The sequence below is a fragment of the Streptomyces sp. CGMCC 4.7035 genome, from assembly GCF_031583065.1.
Taxonomy (GTDB): Bacteria; Actinomycetota; Actinomycetes; order Streptomycetales; family Streptomycetaceae; genus Streptomyces; species Streptomyces yaanensis.
In genome coordinates this window covers 3,610,538-3,626,512 of record NZ_CP134053.1, presented here as the reverse complement: position 1 = coordinate 3,626,512, position 15,975 = coordinate 3,610,538, and the positions used below count along the sequence as shown (strand labels likewise).

Here is a 15,975-nt window from a genome sequence, read left to right as displayed (position 1 = left end):
AGCGCCTACTACAAGGGGGGTCTGCGTCAATGGCCCGAGGCGAAGCGGACGTTGGGATTCAGTCATGTGCGGGGCGCGCGGAAGATCAGCTCAGGGTGTCGAGGTCGAGGAGCTGTTGCTCCAGCGCGCGTTCGGTCGGGGTGAGGGGCAGGTCGGGGCGGACGCGTTCCAGCGGCTGGGGACGAGGCTCTGCCTTCGGCAGATACATCCACAATTGCCCGTACGCGACCAGCGACCGGTACAGCTCGCGCACGAAGCGGTGGGCATGGTGAGCCAGAGAACGGAGCACCGGCGGACCTCCTGTCGGACCGGACCTGCAGGGCAAGCGTCCGGCCAGGCTCGCCCTGCCCGCTAAACGACGGCTAGGGCCGGTCCGGCGGATCAGGTCGGCTGTGAGATGGGGCGTGAAAAGTTCACCCTCGACTGATGACCCCAGCACTGTCTGTGACCCCCGCGTCCTCGCAGAATTCTGGCCAACAGAGCACAGCAGTTCGACCAAGCAAGCCGCTCATTTTCCGACACCGTTGATTCGTCATCCCACGACGGAAGGCTTCCCATGGTCAATGCAACAGCGGCCGGCACCCACCGCTTCGACGAGGTCTCCGCGCAGGCGGCGCGGCCGACCGGCCGGCACCTGGTGATCGAGGACCTGGACGCTTCGGGTCAGAGCGACGTCGTACTCTTCTGCGTTACCTGGACCCCCTTCCCGATGTCCGAGGCGCCCGGGCGGTTCGCCGCATGACCGGTGCCGGGGAGCACGAGGCCGGGACGCTGGTCCCGGACGACAGCGCGCTGGTGGGCTTCAAACACCATCTGAGCCCGGTCGTGGTTCCCGGCGAAGCCACCTACCTGGTCTCGCGCCGTGGCGTCACCGCGCTGCACGGCACGCCCGCGGAGGTGCTGGCGCCCCTGCTGGACGGCTCCCGCACCCTGCGCGGCGTGCTCAGCGAGGCCGAGCGACGGCTGCCCACCGAGGAGGCCGTCACCTCCCTGGACACGCTCGCCAGGTCGGGGCTGCTCGGCTTCCGTCCGGCGGGCGCGCCCGCCGGACCCCCCGGGTGCTGCGACCCGGCGGCCGAGGCCTACTGGGACCTGGCGGGCCTGGACGGCTGCCAGGTCTCGGCCGAACTCGCCGGTGCCGCGGTGTGTCTGGAGGCGCTGCCCGGCATCGACCCGGAGCCGGTGCGCCGCGCGTGCCGTGAGTCGGGGGTCGCCGTCGCGGCCCCCGGCTCGGCCCGGGGCCTCACGCTCGTCCTGTGCGACGACTACCTGACACCGGAGCTGGCGGAGGTGGACGCCCGGCACCGGGCGAGCGGAACCCCGTGGCTGCTCACCAAGGTCTGCGGCACCGACCCGTGGATCGGGCCGGTCTTCCGCCCCGACTCGGGGCCCTGCTGGAACTGCCTGGCCCAGCGGCTGCGCGGCCACCGCCGCTCGGAGTGGCCCGTGCAGCGGGCGCTGGGCCTGACCGGGCCGCCGAAGCGGCCTACGGCCTCGCTGGCGGCCGGCCGTGCCATCGCGGTCCACTTCGCGGTGCTCGAGGCGGTCAAGTGGCTGGCGGGGATGCGGTATCCGACGCAGGGCATGGTGCACACTCTCGACACGATGCTGCTGAGCGCCTCCTCCCATCCGGTGCACCGACGCCCGCAGTGCCCGGTGTGCGGCGATCCGGAGCTCGTGGCGCGGACGGTGTGCGCGCCGTTCGTCCCCGTGTCCCGGCCGAAGACGGCGCACCAGGGCAACAGCCACCGCTGCGCCTCTCCGCAGGAGATGCTCGACCGGTACCGCCATCTCGTCGGCCCGGTCACCGGCATCGTCAAGGGGATCCACCGCGCTCCCCGCACCCCCGACTTCGTCGACAGCTATCTCTCCGGTCACAACCTCGCCTTCAATCCGCACAGCCTGGCCGGACTGCGCGCCGGTCTCAGGGCGCTGAGTGGCGGCAAGGGCCTCGATCCGACGGAGGCCCAGGTCAGCGCGCTGGGTGAGGCGGTGGAGCGGTACAGCGGGACGAGGCACGGCGACGAACCCGTCGTACGCGACTCGCTGCGCGGGCTCGGCGAGGCGGCTGTGCACCCGAACGACTGCCAGCTGTACGACTCCCGGCAGTTCCGCGACCGCGAGGCCTGGAACGCGCGCGGTTCGCACTTCCAGTACGTGCCACGGCCGTTCGACGAGGGCGGGCCCACCGAGTGGACGCCGCTGTGGTCGCTGACCGGCAACAGGCAGCGGCTGCTGCCCACTTCGATGCTGTACTTCTCGCACGGCACCCCCGCCGACGACGGGCTGCACGCCGACTCCAACGGCAACGCGGCCGGCAGCAGCGCCGAGGACGCGCTGGTGCAGGGCTTCCTGGAGCTGGTGGAGCGGGACGCGGTGGCCCTGTGGTGGTACAACCGCACGCGGCAGCCGGCCGTGGACCTGGACGCGTTCCCCGCGCCCGAGGTCGACCGGTTCCGCGAGGGCTGTCTGCGGCTGGGCCGCGAGCTGTGGGTGCTGGACCTCACCTCGGACTTCGGCATTCCGGTGCTGGCCGCGCTGTCCCGGCGGACCGGGGCTCCGACCGAGGACGTGATCTTCGGTTTCGGCGCCCACTTCGATCCCCGGGTGGCGCTGCGCCGGGCGCTGACCGAGCTGGGTCAGATCCTCCCCGCAGTGCTCCCGCGCCGCCCGGGCGCCACGGGTTACGGCATCGACGATCCCGAGGCCTGCCGCTGGTGGCGTACGGCGACCACGACCAACCAGCCTCATCTCCTGCCCGATCGGGCGAGTACTCCTCGTACACCCTGGAGCTGGGCCGTCACACACCACGGCGATCTGCTGGACGACGTGACCGCGATCGTGGAACTGGTCCGCTCCCGCGGACTGGAGCTGCTGGTCCTGGACCAGACCCGGCCCGATCTGGAGTTGCCGGTGGTGAAGGTCGTAGTGCCGGGGCTGCGGCACTTCTGGGCTCGGCTGGCCCCGGGACGGCTGTACGACGTCCCGGTGGCGCTCGGCCGGCTCGAACGGCCGACGCCGTACGAGCTCCTGAACCCGATCCCCCTCTTTATCTGAAACTTCAACTGTCATTCAAAGTCACACATGGCCTTCACCTGATTCCCATACGATCCACAACGAACTCCCCCTGGCTGCGAAAGAGGAGTCCGTGAAGACCAGCACACGTCTTGGATCACGTGAAGGTCTCGTCCGAGAGGCGGTGCCCTCCGGCACGGGGGGCACGCGAGCGAACCAGGTGTTACCCGGGCGGCGCCTGGCCCGGGTCATCCTGAAGTGGGCACTGTTCAGCTTCCTGCTGATCGCCATGCTCAACATCCTGAGCGTGCGGCTCTCCCCCGCCGCGGACGTCTTTGCCTTCGTGGCGCTCGTCGTGGTCTTCCTCATCCAGATCAGACACTCCGCGCCAGGGGCGGGGCGGCGCCCGGCGCGTGAGAAGGCCCTCACCCTGGGCGTGCAGTTCCTGCTCACCTATCTGCCGCTCTTCGTCTTCCACGCCCAGTGGGGCGCACTCGGCGGCTTCCTCGCCGGCTCCCTGCTGCTCCTGCTGCCCCCGCGGCCGGCCTGGATCCTGTTCGTCGCCGTGGGGCTCAGCATGCTGGTGCCGCCGCTGGTGGACGGCATGAGAATCGTCGACTCGATCTACCTGTGCGAGTCCACGCTGCTGACCGGGCTCGTCGTGTACGGCCTCTCGCACCTGGCCGAGACGGTCCAGGAACTGCACGACGCCCGCGGGGAGTTGGCCCGTCTCGCGGTGGTCAGGGAGCGATTGCGCTTCGCCCGGGACCTGCATGACCTGATCGGCTTCGGGCTGTCCGCGATCACACTGAAGAGCGAGCTGGTGCACCGGCTGATCCCGGCGCATCCCGAGCGCGCCGTGCAGGAGGTCGACGACATCCTGGCCATCTCCCGCCAGTCCCTGACCGACGTACGCCGGGTGGCCAGCGGCTTCAGGGACATGTCGCTGGCCCAGGAGGCCACCTCCGCGGAGTCGGTGCTCAGCGCGGCCGATGTGGCCGTACGGGTCGAGGTGGCGACCGGGGAGGTCAGCAGACAGGTGGAGAACGCGCTGGCCGCGGTGTTGCGGGAGGCCGTCACCAACGTGCTGCGGCACAGTAAGGCCACCCGCTGCGAGATACGGGTCACCACCGACAGGGAACTGGTCACGCTGTCCGTCGTCAACGACGGTGTGGAGACGGGCCGGCGCGCTCCGTCCGACTACGGTGGCAGCGGGCTGGGGAACCTGGCACTGCGGCTCGGCGAGATCGGCGGCGGCCTGGACTCCGGCGCCCTGCCGGACGGCACCTTCAGGGTGCGGGCCGTCGCACCGGCCGCCGCGCCGGAACCCGACGGCGGCCCGGCCGCGGGATAACCGGAACGTTCACTCCCACCTCCTTGGACGCCGTCGACAGGACCCACTCGTACGCCATTCGAATTGATACAGTCGCCGAGCGCGACACATCGGGCACGACGCGGGGAATCGGGGGACAGGTGATTCGCGTACTGCTGGCCGAGGACATGCACATGGTCCGCGGGGCACTCGTGGCACTGCTCGGCCTGGAACACGACATCGACGTGGTCTGCGAGGTCGAGAACGGCGACGACATCGTGCCGACGGCGCTGCGGCACCGGCCCGACGTCGCGATCATCGACATCGATCTGCCCGGCATCGACGGGCTGACGGCCGCCGTCCGGCTGCGCGAGCAGCTGCCCGGGTGCCGCGTCCTCATCCTCACCAGCATGGGCCGGCCGGGAACCCTGCTGAGGGCCATCTCGGCGCAGGTCAACGGATACATCCTCAAGGACGCCCCGCCCGACGAACTGGCCTCGGCGGTACGCCGGGTGGCCGCCGGGCAGCGCGTGGTGGACCCGCAGCTGGCGCTGGCCGCGTGGGGCGGGCAGGAGAGCCCGCTGACCGAGCGCGAGACCGAGGTACTGCGGCTGGCGGCCAAGGGCGCGGAACCCTCCGAGATAGCGGCGGAACTCCACCTGTCCACCGGCACGGTCCGCAACTACCTCACCACCATCACGACCAAGCTCAACGCCCGCAACCGCGTGGACGCGGTCCTGATAGCCCAGGAGTCGGGTTGGCTGCTGTGAGCCTCGCGGGCCGGGCCCAGGGGGTGTCCGGCGGATCAGGTCGGCAGTGAGGCGCGGCACGTCTTGGCCGAGCCGAGGGGGATCTGGTGCGTGCAGCTGCAAGGCGGGGGAGGGAGTCATGGCGGAGTCATGACGACCGACGACAACGCCGCTGGGGCCCCACGCCCTTACTGTAAGGCAGGGGGAGCGCGTGCCAGGGCCCGCGACGCCGAGCTGATCCGCCGGACACCCCCTAGGGTTCCGCGATCGCAGGTTCGCAGTCCTCCGTCATGCCGGCCGCGGCGAGGTAGTTGAGCATCGCCCAAGTCACCTCGGGCGGCAGCGGCAGTACGGCGCAGGCGTGGGACGGGGTGACCGGCCAGGCCAGGAGGCCGACCACCCAGACGGCCTCCGGGCGGTGCAGATGCACCCGGTGCGGGGACACGGCGCTGTTCAGGGCGAACCCGGCCTTCTCCAGGGTCAGCGACACGCCGCCGATCAGCCGGATCAGCCGCTGCGCCGGCAGACGCACTGGGGTGAAGACCGCGCCCGGCCGGGTGGACACGACCGAGAGCAGCGGGCCGCGCAGGTCCTCCCAGCTCAGGGTGCGCACCATGAGATGGGACAGCCTGCTCAGCACCGGCAGCAGCACGAGCAGCGCACGCTCCTCCCGGCCGTCCTCGTCGCCGCCGTCGATCCGGGCCACCACGTTCGCGAGCAGCACCGGCCCCAACTCCATGCGTCTGAGGGCCTCGCGCACCAACGGGTCCGGCCGGCTGATCCGCTCGGTCCCGGACCCGCTGCGCAGCACCAACTCGCGGCCGTCGGCGTCGACCTCGACGACCACGTCCTCACGCAGCGACCACAGGTGAAGGGCGCGACTCCCGACGACCCGCGGCATGGCGTCCCCTTTCCGTCGTGCCGATTGTGACGGCGGGCACGCCGTGCGGGACAGCCAGGAAGTCATCCGTGGTATGTGAACTTCTCATATGCCCCGGGGCGACTTTGGCGGGTCGCAAGGGCGGATTCCTAGGGTACGAGCGGTCGGCGGCACGCCGCGTTCACACAGTCCACGGACATCCGACGAGACACCCGATGCGACACCCGATGCGACATCCGACGAGACATCCGACGAGAAGAGGGACAGCTGGTGACGGTTCACACAGCAGGCAGCACGGCGGGGCGGCCGGCACGCCGGTCCGGCACGGTCCGCCGTCTCAACCGGGTGGTCATCCGTTTCGCGGGCGACTCGGGCGACGGAATTCAGCTCACCGGTGACCGGTTCACCTCGCAGACCGCCTCATTCGGCAACGACCTCGCCACCCTGCCGAACTTCCCTGCCGAGATCCGCGCCCCCGCCGGCACCCTCCCCGGGGTCTCCTCCTTCCAGCTACACTTCGCCGACCACGACATCCTCACCCCCGGGGACGCGCCGGACGTCCTGGTCGCGATGAACCCGGCGGCCCTGAAGGCGAACATCGGCGACGTCCCGCGGGGCGGTGAAGTCATCGTCGACACCGATGAGTTCACCCCGCGGGCGCTGCAGAAGGTCGGCTATGCGCACAGTCCCCTCCAGGACGGCTCGCTGGACGGCTACCACGTGCATCCGGTGCCCCTCACCACGCTGACGGTGCAGGCACTGAAGGACTTCGGGCTGAGCCGCAAGGACGCCGAGCGCAGCCGGAACATGTTCGCGCTGGGCCTGCTGAGCTGGATGTACCACCGGCCCACCGACGGCACCGAGAAGTTCCTGAAGACGAAGTTCGCCAAGAGGCCGGAGATCGCCGAGGCCAACATCGCCGCCGTCCGCGCCGGCTGGAACTTCGGCGAGACGACCGAGGGCTTCGCCGTCTCCTACGAGGTCGCACCGGCGGCACAGGCCTTCCCCGAGGGCACCTACCGGAACATCTCCGGGAACCTGGCGCTCGCCTACGGCCTGATTGCGGCCTCCCAACAAGCCGATCTGCCGCTGTTCCTGGGCTCGTACCCGATCACGCCGGCCTCGGACATCCTGCACGAGCTGAGCAGGCACAAGAACTTCGGCGTGCGGACCTTCCAGGCCGAGGACGAGATCGCGGCCATCGGCGCGGCCCTGGGCGCCGCCTTCGGCGGCTCACTGGCGGTGACGACGACCTCCGGCCCGGGCGTGGCCCTCAAGTCGGAGACCATCGGACTCGCCGTATCCCTCGAACTCCCCCTGCTGATCCTCGACATCCAGCGCGGCGGCCCCTCCACCGGCTTGCCCACCAAGACCGAGCAGGCCGACCTGCTGCAGGCGATGTACGGCCGCAACGGCGAGGCCCCGGTCCCGGTGATCGCCCCCCGCACCCCCGCCGACTGCTTCGACGCCGCCCTCGACGCCGCCCGCATCGCACTCACCTACCGCACCCCCGTCTTCCTCCTGTCCGACGGCTACCTCGCCAACGGCTCCGAGCCCTGGCGCATCCCGGCGATCGACGAACTACCCGATCTGCACGTGCAGTTCGCGCAAGGCCCGAACCACACCCTGGACGACGGCACCGAAGTCTTCCGGCCCTACAAGCGCGACCCGCGCACCCTCGCCCGCCCCTGGGCCGTCCCCGGCACCCCAGGCCTGGAACACCGCATCGGCGGCATCGAGAAGCAGGACGGCACCGGCAACATCTCGTACGACCCCGCCAACCACGACTTCATGGTCCGCACCCGCCAGGCCAAGATCGACGGCATCGACGTACCGGACCTGGACGTCGACGACCCGCACCAGGCCAACACCCTCGTCCTCGGCTGGGGTTCGACGTACGGACCGATCACGGCGGCTGTACGGCGGCTGCAGGCAGCCGGGGAGTCGATCGCGCAGGCCCACCTGCGCCATCTCAACCCTTTCCCGCGCAACCTGGGCGAGGTGCTGCGGTCCTACGACCGTGTGCTCGTCCCCGAGATGAACCTCGGTCAGCTCGCCAAGCTGATCCGGGCGAAGTACCTGGTGGACGCCGAATCCCACACCCAGGTCAACGGCATGCCGTTCAAGGCCGAACAGCTAGCGCAGGCTCTCAAGGAGGCCGCCCATGCCCGCTGAGGCGCTGTCCCTGATACCGAGGAGCGAAGTCACCCTCTCGGCAAGGGACTTCAAGTCCGATCAGGAGGTGCGCTGGTGCCCCGGCTGCGGTGACTACGCGATCCTGGCCGCCGTCCAGGGCTTCATGCCCGAACTCGGCCTCGCCAAGGAGAACATCGTCTTCGTCTCGGGCATCGGCTGCTCGTCCCGCTTCCCGTACTACATGAACACGTACGGCATGCACTCCATCCACGGCCGCGCCCCCGCCATCGCCACCGGACTCGCCACCACCAGGCGGGACTTGAGCGTGTGGGTGGTCACCGGCGATGGTGACGCCCTGTCCATCGGCGGCAATCATCTGATCCACGCTCTGCGCCGCAACGTCAACCTCAAGATTCTGCTGTTCAACAACCGGATCTACGGTCTGACCAAGGGCCAGTACTCGCCGACGTCGGAGGTCGGCAAGATCACCAAGTCGACGCCGATGGGCTCGCTGGACGCGCCCTTCAACCCGGTGTCGCTGGCGATCGGCGCCGAGGCGTCCTTCGTGGCGCGGACGATCGACTCGGACCGCAAGCACCTCACGTCGGTGCTGCGGCAGGCCGCCGCCCACCCGGGCACGGCCCTGGTGGAGATCTACCAGAACTGCAACATCTTCAACGACGGCGCCTTCGACGCCCTCAAGGACAAGCAGACCGCCGAGGAGGCCGTGATCCGGCTGGAGCACGGGCAGCCCATCCGCTTCGGCGCCGAGGGCGCGCGCGGTGTCGTACGGGATGCGAGCACGGGAGAACTGGAGGTGGTCACCGTGACGCCGGAGAATGAGGCCGACCTGCTGGTCCATGACGCCCACGCGGCCTCCCCGGTGACCGCCTTCGGGCTGTCCCGGCTGGCCGACCCGGACACGCTGCACCACACCCCGATCGGCGTCTTCCGCGACACCGCCCGGCCCGTCTACGACAGGCGGATGGCCGAGCAGCTCGACACGGCGATCGAGCAGTACGGCAAGGGGGACCTGGCCGCCCTCATCACCGGCAACGACACCTGGACCGTGGGGAGTTCCGCATGACGTACGTGATCGCCCAGCCCTGCGTCGACGTCAAGGACAAGGCCTGCATCGACGAGTGCCCCGTGGACTGCATCTACGAGGGGCCGCGCAAGATGTACATCAACCCGGACGAATGCGTGGACTGCGGCGCCTGTGAGCCGGTGTGCCCGGTGGAGGCCATCTTCTACGAGGACTCCCTCCCCGTCGAGTGGTCGCCGTACCGGACCGCCGACCAGGAGGTCTTCATTCCGCTCGGTGCCCCGGGGGGTGCGAGCAGCGTGCCGCCGCTGGCGGCGGACCACCCCGTGGTGGCCTCGGCACCGGTGAGCGAACCGAGCTGAGCGCTTCGCTGGAAGAGAGCGAACCCGTGGGCCGGTGCGGGCCGGTCGCGCCCGCGCGGCGGAGCCGCTGATGTCACCGCCCCGCCCCCTTACGGGGCGCGATACCGCACCGGACTTCGCCAAGACCGCTCAGCCCTCCGCGGAGAAACGGAATCCCTCGGTTCTTCCCTGGTTCTTCAGCGGGACGGGAGACCGTCGAGGAAAGAGCCGGAAGCGTTTTCCCGGCTCCCCCGCTCCCGCACCGCCAGACCGTCCGGATTTCGTCGCAGAGGACCTCCATGAATCTCTTCTCCTCTTCCGCACCCGGCCCGTGGTCCGTCCGTCAGGCAAGTCCGCTCGCGCAGGGCGCGCAGCCAACTCCCTTTCCGGCTGCGCCCTTCATCGGCGCGCACCACCTGGTGCACCGCCCCGACACCCCCGAGGGCTTCCTGCACGCCGCCACCCCGCCAAGCCGCCACCGGTTCGGTTTTTCCGCCCAACTGCCCGATCAGCACCCCCTGTTCTCCGACTCGACGGCCCCCTTCCACGACCCTCTCTACCCGATGGAGTCGCTGCGGCAGATGGCGATCTTCGCGGCGGGACGGTACTTCCGGGTCCCCGAGAACCGCAGGATCCTGCTGGCCGGCTGCAGCATGGCAGTCACCGCGCTCACCCCGTGGCAGCGCTCCGGGCAGCCCGCCCAGCTCACCCTGGATCTCGAACTGACGCCGACCGACGTCGTCAAAGGAGTGCCGCGGTCGATGGACTGCCAGGCGTCGATCGGCATCGACGGCGAGCGGTGCGGGACGGTGGAGGCACGGCTGGTGTTCGTAATGCCCGGCGTCTACCGCAGCCACCGTGCGCTCAGCCGCCGGGAGAGCGAGCGGACGGCCGAGGGCCACAGCGGGCTGCCCACGGGGCACGGCGTCCCGGGACCGGAGCTCGTGGGGCGGCGCTCGGTGCGCAACGTCCTCATCGGGCTGCCGCTGGAGGAGGACGAGGAGACGCTGGACTTCCCGGTCGACATCCCGGCGGCCCGAGAGGTGCTGCCCGACTCCGGACCCGAGGTGCCGGCCGCCGTGTTCCTGGAGGCGTCCCGGCAAGCCGCGCTGTTCAGCGTGGGCGAGCTGTACGGGCTGGCGCCCGGGCACGCCGTACTGACCGGCTGGCGGGCGGCGTTCCGCGGGTTCGCGGAGCCGGGGCTGCCGCTGCGCTGCGCGGTGCGGTCGCGGACCACGGGCACGCCCGGCCAGGTGCAGCGTGACGCCGCCGGGCGGCCGACGGCCGAGCTCGATCTGACCTTCACCCAGGGCAGCCGGGTCGTGGCGGGAGCGACGACCTCTGTCCTCCAGATCTGCTGAAACCGCCGGGCGGTCCCGTACCGGCCGGCACGGCACGAGGAGCAACCATGCGCTTTCGGGTACTGGGGCCGGTGCGGATGCAGCCACGCACGCCGACCGCCGCCAAACCACGGGTCGTGCTGGCCACCTTGCTGGTGCAGAGCAACAGCGTCGTCTCCACGCACAGCCTCATCGACGAGCTGTGGGGCATGGAACCGCCGCGCACCGCGGCGACGACGCTCCAGGTGTACGTGTCGCAGCTGCGCAAGGCGCTCCTCGAAGGAGGGGACACGGAGGAGAGGGGCCAGCCGCTGCTGACCCAGCCGCCCGGCTATCTCATCCGGGTCGGGCCGGACGATCTCGACCTCGCCGTATTCGAGTCGCTGCGCGCCCGCGGCCGGGCCGCCTACGACGAACGCGACTACGCCACCGCCTCCCGGCTGCTGGCCGACTCGCTGGCCCTGTGGACCGGCCCGGCACTCTCCGGCATCCCGCACGGTCCGGCGCTGCAGGCGACGGCCATACGGCTGGACGAGCTGCGCTCGGAGGTGCTGGAGCAGCGGATCGGCGCCGATCTGAAACTGGGGCGCCACCAGGAGCTGATCGGTGAACTGATGGCGCTGGCGCACGAGTTCCCGATGCGGGAGACGCTGCACGGGCTGCTGATGGTGGCGCTGTACCGCTCCGGACGGCAGTCGGACGCCGTCCAGGCCTTCCACCGGGTACGGCGCGCGCTGGTGGACGAGCTGGGCGTGGAGCCCGACGCGTCCCTCAAGCGCATCCTCAGCCGGGTGCTCGCCTCCGATCCGGCGCTCGCCTGGAACCCGGCCTGGGCCCGCGCGGCCCGCCCCGCACTGTCGCCGTCGGCCACCGTCTCCGCGCTGCCCGCCGCCCGCGACCCGGAGCGGTCCGGGCCGCTGCTGTGGCTGCCGCCCGCGCTCACCGACTTCACCGGCCGCGACGAGGAACTCGCCCGCTACGAGCGGCTCCTCGCCGCATCCGGCGCCCCGCGCATCGTCGCCGTTTCGGGCCGGCCCGGGGTCGGCAAGACGACGCTGGCCGTCCAACTCGCCCACCGTGCCAAGGGTTTCGAGGCCGGGCGGATCCTGCTGGCCATGCGGGACTCGGCGGGCCGGGCGCTGACGCCGTACGCCGCGATGTCGGCGCTGCTGCGCCGGCTGCTGCGGCCCGTCCCCGACGTGCTGCCCTCGGAACCGGAGGAGCTGGCGGACCTGCTGCACCGCGCCACGCGGGCCCGCGAGTTGCTGCTGGTGCTGGACGACGTGGTGTCGGAGGCGCAGGTACGACCGCTGCTGGCGGCCGTGCCCGACGCGGCGGTCGTGCTCACCAGCCGCCGCCCGCTGGGGGCGCTGGAGCACGCCCGGCATCTGGTGCTCGACGTGCTCGCCCCGCGGGACGCCCGGTCGCTGCTGCTGGCCACCGGCGGGCCCCGGATGGCCGAGGACCCGGCCGCGGTGGACCGGATCGCCCGGCTGTGCGGCCGGCTGCCGCTCGCCCTGCGGGTCGCCGCCGGCGCGGTCGCGGTCCACCCGCACTGGAACGCGGCCGGGCTCGCCCGGCGACTGGCCGACGAACGCACCCGGCTCGGCGCGCTGTCGCTCGGCGACCTGGACGTGCGCGGCGGGCTGCTCGCGGCCTACCAGGAGGTCTCGGAGGCGGAACGGCACGCGTTCCGGACCCTGGGGCTGGCTCCGCTGCCCGACTTCCCGCTGTGGATCGCGCAGTCGCTGCTCGGCATGGCACCGGACGCGGCGGAGGAACGGCTGGAAGGGCTGGTGCGCTCGCATCTGCTGGAGGCCCGCCCGTCGGCCGACGGCCCTGAACCGGTCCGCTACGGCTACCACACGCTGCTGCGTTCCCTCGCCCTGGACATCCTGGACCAGGTGGGCGGCGAGGAGGCCGCGACCGAGGCGACCGCGCGGCTGGGCCGGGCCTGTCTGCTGCGGGCGCGGGCCGCCGACGCCCGGCTCACGCCCGGACGGGACCGGCTGGCCGGGGTACTGGAGCCGGATCTGCAGGGGCCGGCCGCCCACGACCCTTCCGTCGTCGTACCACTGCGGTGGTTCCAGGCCGAGGCGCCGGGGCTGCTGGAGGTGCTGCGGCGGCTGCACGCGAGCGGGCTGTGGGATCTCGCCTGCGCGCTGGCATCGGCGACGAGCGGCTACTACGAGGCGTGCGGGCTGTGGGACGACTGGGAGACGGGCCACGAGCTCGCGCTGGATGCCGCCCGCCAGGCCGGGAACACGCTCGCGGAGGCCGTACTGCTGCGGTCGCTGGGCGATCTCGCCTGGCAACGCCGGCACACCGGGCGGGCCGCGGACTACCACCGTCATGCGGCGCGGCTGTTCACGCTCGTCGACGACCGGGTGGGCGCCGCGCGCTGCCTCACCGGCGAGGCGGACGTCCTGCTCGGGCTCGGGGAGTTCGACCGGGCGGAAGGCCTGTACACACGTGCCCTCGAGGTGGCCGCCGAGGAGGGCGACACCCGGGGCTGCGCGGAGGCACGACGCGGGCTGGCCCTGGTGGCACTCGTCGCAGGCCGCCCGTCGGAGGGACTCGCGCAACTCGCCGAGTGCGAGGCGGCGGCTCGCTCCCTGGGGGACGGTCGGTGGCGAGGGTACGCGCGGCGTACGGCGGATCTGGTGCGAGGCGGGGACGAGGGCTGGGCCCGGCTGGAGGTACGGCCCGGCGTCTGGCTGATGGACGACACGCGGCGGATCGCGGCCTGAGCCGCTCGGGGATGCGCAAACGGCGAGAGCGGGGAGGAGTCCCTCCCCGCTCTCGCCGTTTCCGAAGACCGCCGGTCAGGCAGGTCGCAGCCTGCGCGGCGGTTCGGCCTCCGGCTCCGCCGGCCGCACCGCCGGGCGGCGGTTGCGGAGCATGGCTCGCCATTCCTCGGGGCTGAAGTGGGTCGGGCGGGTGGTGGAGATGAAGTCGCGGACGACGGTGAGGAAGCGGTCGGGGTCGCTGCGGAAGGGGAAGTGGCCGGCGTCCTCGAAGATCTCCAGGCGGCTGCCGGGCATGGAGACATGGCCGAGGCCGGCGTGCAGGGCGGGCACCACCTGGTCGCGGCCGCCCCAGACGAGCATCGTCGGCATGCCCTGGGCGAGATAGCAGCGGTCCAGCATCGTGCCGACCTGTCCGCGCCAGTCGACGACCGCCCGAAGGGTGCGTACGAAGGCGTTGCGCGACGTCGCGTCGGGCAGCGCCTCGACCACCCGCAGCAGATCGGGCGCGTCCACGGAGAGGTCGGTGCGCAGCCACTGCAGGGTCTTCACCACGGCGCCCCACTGCCAGCGCACGGTGGGCAGTTGGAGCAGCTGGAGCAGAAGCGTGGCACCCGGCAGCGTGGCCGCCCGCAGCAGCGGGGTGACCTGACGGCCGATCCCACCGGTGCCGACCAGCACCAGACGCTCGCACCGGTCGGGGAACTGGTACGCGAACTGCATGGCGACCGCGCCGCCGAGCGAGTGCCCGATGATGGTGGCCCGCTCGACACCGAGGACGCTGAGCAGGTCCCGCATGCCATTGGCGTACGCGGCGAGCGAGTAGTCGGCCCGGGGTTTGTCGGACCGGCCGTGGCCGAGCAGGTCGGGTGCGATGACCCGGTAGTGCTTGGCCAGGCCGGGCATGACGTCGCGCCAGGTGTCGGAGGAGTCCCCGATGCCATGGATGAGCAGGACGGCGTCGCCCTTGCCGGCCATCCGGAAGGCTCTGCGGTAGCCGTGCACCGTGCGGTGGCGGAGCCGGATGCTCCCGCCGCCCCGGGCGCCCGGCACATGCTGTACGGCCACGTGGGTCATGCCTCCTCGCGCCGCCCGTGGCGGCGGGTACGGCCCGGCCGGCCGTCGGTCTCGAACGGCGTGGGCGCGGGCTGGAAACGGGTGGAGGTGAGATCGCTCTCGCTCACGCCGAGCGAGGCGAGACTCTGCCAGGGGCGCACCGTCGAGGCTGCCCGGCTCCTGGTGGTGGACTTGTCGGTCATGGCCGTCTCTCCTCGGTGCGAGGGCGTTCAGTGGGTGTGAAGCGGTGTCCTCTTCGTGGTGAGGGAGGGTCGGGTCCGGGTCAGCAGCAACTGCGCGAACAGCCAGCGCCGCATCGCGCCCAGGTGGCCCGGTGAGCCGTGCACGTCGTCGTACGTCTTCACGCGCAGGTCGGGCAGGGCGCCCAGCAGTCGCTGCTCGTCGGCCGGGATGATCTCGTCGCGGGCACTGGCGACGTACCGGACGGGGATGCGGACGCGTCCGAGCTGTTCCTCGTCGAGCGCGTGGTCCGCCAGCGCCTTCCACAGGGCCGTCTCGTCGACGGCGCCGGTGAGGCGGCACAGGGTGTCGACGGTGATGCCGGGCACCCTGGGCCGCCAGTCCGCGTCGGTGAAGAAGGCCCCGACGGGGGCGCCCACCGTGAGGATCCGACGGATGCGACGGTCGTCGATGGCGGCGCGCAGGGCGAGGTGGCCGCTGAAGCTGAGAGTGAGCATGGAGGTGTCGGAGACCTTCGCGCGACCGGCGAGGCGGTCGAGCAGGTCGGGAAAGAGCTGCCAGGAGTCGGGGGCGTATCGCAGGGTGTTCTCGCCGACCCCGGGGAACTCCGCGGCCACGGCGGCGAATCCGAGCCGCCCGAGCAGCGGCAGGATCGGCGCCCACTGTTCCTTGACGCTGACGATGCCGCCCATGACGACGATCAGGGGGCGCGGGCGGGGAGCGTCCAGGCCGGTCGCGTAACAGGCCAACGTGCCACCGGCCAGCGGGAGTTCGAGGCGCTCGATGCCGCCCTTGCGGCGGCGCCAGGTGTCGAAGGCCGACACCAGGAGCCGGCCGGCCGACTGCCGTACCGGATCGCCGTGGTGGGGGAAGCGGGCCAGCGCGAAGTGGGCGCAGGCGTCGAGGTGGCGGCCGCGGGCGGCGGCGGCGCGGCCCGCGCGGGTCCAGGTCGCGGCCCAGGAGTCGGGATCGCCTTCGGTGTCGTTGGTGATCTGCTCCAGGACCGCGGCAATCCGGCGCGGCGCCATGCCCTGTCCTCTGCCGTGCAGTAGGGCAAATTCCTTGAGTTCGGCCAGATAGTCCATGGTGACTCCCCGTTGGGTGCGTTCAGTGTCCGGGCCGCCGCTTGAGGACCGGTTGTACGGAGTTGTGC

General features: G+C 71.5%; 14 protein-coding genes. 9 read left to right on the top strand and 5 right to left on the bottom strand.

Annotated features, from left to right (window positions below; translation table 11 throughout):
- Nucleotides 1-85: 85 nt before the first annotated feature.
- Nucleotides 86-289, bottom strand: coding sequence for a DUF6059 family protein (locus Q2K21_RS15445; RefSeq protein WP_310771067.1), 204 nt, complete (start codon nucleotides 287-289; stop codon nucleotides 86-88).
- A gap of 267 nt (nucleotides 290-556) precedes the next feature.
- Between Q2K21_RS15445 and Q2K21_RS15440 the strand changes: the two genes are divergently transcribed.
- The 4 genes from Q2K21_RS15440 to Q2K21_RS15425 all read left to right on the top strand — a co-directional run bounded on the left by Q2K21_RS15440 (nucleotide 557) and on the right by Q2K21_RS15425 (nucleotide 5,097).
- On the top strand, nucleotides 557-742 hold the full coding sequence (locus tag Q2K21_RS15440) for a hypothetical protein (protein ID WP_310771065.1): 186 nt from the start codon (nucleotides 557-559) through the stop codon (nucleotides 740-742).
- A complete protein-coding gene (locus Q2K21_RS15435; protein WP_310771063.1) occupies nucleotides 739-3,057 on the top strand; it encodes a TOMM precursor leader peptide-binding protein in 2,319 nt (772 codons plus the stop codon). The genes Q2K21_RS15440 and Q2K21_RS15435 overlap by 4 nt, the downstream gene beginning before the upstream one ends.
- Before the next feature lie 178 nt (nucleotides 3,058-3,235).
- Nucleotides 3,236-4,369 (top strand): sensor histidine kinase, encoded by a 1,134-nt coding sequence (locus Q2K21_RS15430; protein WP_310771061.1) that lies wholly within the window; start codon nucleotides 3,236-3,238, stop codon nucleotides 4,367-4,369.
- A 119-nt stretch (nucleotides 4,370-4,488) separates the two neighbouring features.
- Entirely contained in the window at nucleotides 4,489-5,097 is a 609-nt protein-coding gene (locus Q2K21_RS15425) for a response regulator transcription factor (protein WP_310771059.1), read from the top strand.
- A gap of 232 nt (nucleotides 5,098-5,329) precedes the next feature.
- Here Q2K21_RS15425 and Q2K21_RS15420 read toward each other — a convergent pair whose 3' ends face one another.
- Nucleotides 5,330-5,977: an NADH oxidase gene (locus Q2K21_RS15420; protein ID WP_310771057.1), complete on the bottom strand. Its 648-nt coding sequence runs from the start codon at nucleotides 5,975-5,977 to the stop codon at nucleotides 5,330-5,332.
- A gap of 249 nt (nucleotides 5,978-6,226) precedes the next feature.
- On the opposite strand from Q2K21_RS15420, the gene Q2K21_RS15415 reads away from it, so the two are divergent.
- The 5 genes from Q2K21_RS15415 (at nucleotide 6,227) to Q2K21_RS15395 (ending at nucleotide 13,568) form a co-directional block, all read left to right on the top strand.
- Entirely contained in the window at nucleotides 6,227-8,131 is a 1,905-nt protein-coding gene (locus Q2K21_RS15415) for a 2-oxoacid:acceptor oxidoreductase subunit alpha (protein WP_310771055.1), read from the top strand.
- The gene (locus tag Q2K21_RS15410; protein WP_310771053.1) at nucleotides 8,121-9,179 is read left to right on the top strand and encodes a 2-oxoacid:ferredoxin oxidoreductase subunit beta; all 1,059 of its coding nucleotides are present in this window, start codon (nucleotides 8,121-8,123) and stop codon (nucleotides 9,177-9,179) included. Before Q2K21_RS15415 ends, Q2K21_RS15410 begins: the two co-directional genes overlap by 11 nt.
- On the top strand, nucleotides 9,176-9,499 hold the full coding sequence (gene fdxA / locus Q2K21_RS15405; protein WP_310771050.1) for a ferredoxin: 324 nt from the start codon (nucleotides 9,176-9,178) through the stop codon (nucleotides 9,497-9,499). The genes Q2K21_RS15410 and fdxA overlap by 4 nt, the downstream gene beginning before the upstream one ends.
- 278 nt (nucleotides 9,500-9,777) lie before the next feature.
- Nucleotides 9,778-10,839 carry an AfsA-related hotdog domain-containing protein gene (locus Q2K21_RS15400; RefSeq protein WP_310771048.1) on the top strand — a complete coding sequence of 354 codons (1,062 nt, stop codon included), beginning with the start codon at nucleotides 9,778-9,780 and terminating at the stop codon, nucleotides 10,837-10,839.
- A 47-nt stretch (nucleotides 10,840-10,886) separates the two neighbouring features.
- Nucleotides 10,887-13,568 carry an AfsR/SARP family transcriptional regulator gene (locus Q2K21_RS15395; RefSeq protein ID WP_310771046.1) on the top strand — a complete coding sequence of 894 codons (2,682 nt, stop codon included), beginning with the start codon at nucleotides 10,887-10,889 and terminating at the stop codon, nucleotides 13,566-13,568.
- A 75-nt stretch (nucleotides 13,569-13,643) separates the two neighbouring features.
- On the opposite strand, the gene Q2K21_RS15390 is transcribed toward Q2K21_RS15395, so the two are convergent.
- Genes Q2K21_RS15390 through Q2K21_RS15380 form a run of 3 tightly spaced genes read right to left on the bottom strand, consistent with a single transcriptional unit; the run spans nucleotide 13,644 to nucleotide 15,907 of the window.
- Nucleotides 13,644-14,642 (bottom strand): alpha/beta fold hydrolase, encoded by a 999-nt coding sequence (locus Q2K21_RS15390; protein ID WP_310771044.1) that lies wholly within the window; start codon nucleotides 14,640-14,642, stop codon nucleotides 13,644-13,646.
- Nucleotides 14,639-14,824, bottom strand: coding sequence for a hypothetical protein (locus Q2K21_RS15385; protein ID WP_310771042.1), 186 nt, complete (start codon nucleotides 14,822-14,824; stop codon nucleotides 14,639-14,641). The genes Q2K21_RS15390 and Q2K21_RS15385 overlap by 4 nt, the downstream gene beginning before the upstream one ends.
- Before the next feature lie 27 nt (nucleotides 14,825-14,851).
- Nucleotides 14,852-15,907, bottom strand: coding sequence for an alpha/beta fold hydrolase (locus tag Q2K21_RS15380; protein WP_310771040.1), 1,056 nt, complete (start codon nucleotides 15,905-15,907; stop codon nucleotides 14,852-14,854).
- Between the last annotated feature and the right edge of the window lie 68 nt (nucleotides 15,908-15,975).

What these genes read in the sequence shown, in the direction of transcription:
- Q2K21_RS15440 (WP_310771065.1), top strand. Translation starts at nt 557, where the DNA reads ATGGTCAATGCAACAGCGGCCGGCACCCACCGCTTCGACGAGGTCTCC.
- Q2K21_RS15380 (WP_310771040.1), bottom strand. Translation starts at nt 15,907, where the DNA reads ATGGACTATCTGGCCGAACTCAAGGAATTTGCCCTACTGCACGGCAGA.
- Q2K21_RS15385 (WP_310771042.1), bottom strand. Translation starts at nt 14,824, where the DNA reads ATGACCGACAAGTCCACCACCAGGAGCCGGGCAGCCTCGACGGTGCGC.
- Q2K21_RS15400 (WP_310771048.1), top strand. Translation starts at nt 9,778, where the DNA reads ATGAATCTCTTCTCCTCTTCCGCACCCGGCCCGTGGTCCGTCCGTCAG.
- Q2K21_RS15435 (WP_310771063.1), top strand. Translation starts at nt 739, where the DNA reads ATGACCGGTGCCGGGGAGCACGAGGCCGGGACGCTGGTCCCGGACGAC.
- Q2K21_RS15420 (WP_310771057.1), bottom strand. Translation starts at nt 5,977, where the DNA reads ATGCCGCGGGTCGTCGGGAGTCGCGCCCTTCACCTGTGGTCGCTGCGT.
- Q2K21_RS15395 (WP_310771046.1), top strand. Translation starts at nt 10,887, where the DNA reads ATGCGCTTTCGGGTACTGGGGCCGGTGCGGATGCAGCCACGCACGCCG.
- fdxA (WP_310771050.1), top strand. Translation starts at nt 9,176, where the DNA reads ATGACGTACGTGATCGCCCAGCCCTGCGTCGACGTCAAGGACAAGGCC.
- Q2K21_RS15410 (WP_310771053.1), top strand. Translation starts at nt 8,121, where the DNA reads ATGCCCGCTGAGGCGCTGTCCCTGATACCGAGGAGCGAAGTCACCCTC.
- Q2K21_RS15390 (WP_310771044.1), bottom strand. Translation starts at nt 14,642, where the DNA reads ATGACCCACGTGGCCGTACAGCATGTGCCGGGCGCCCGGGGCGGCGGG.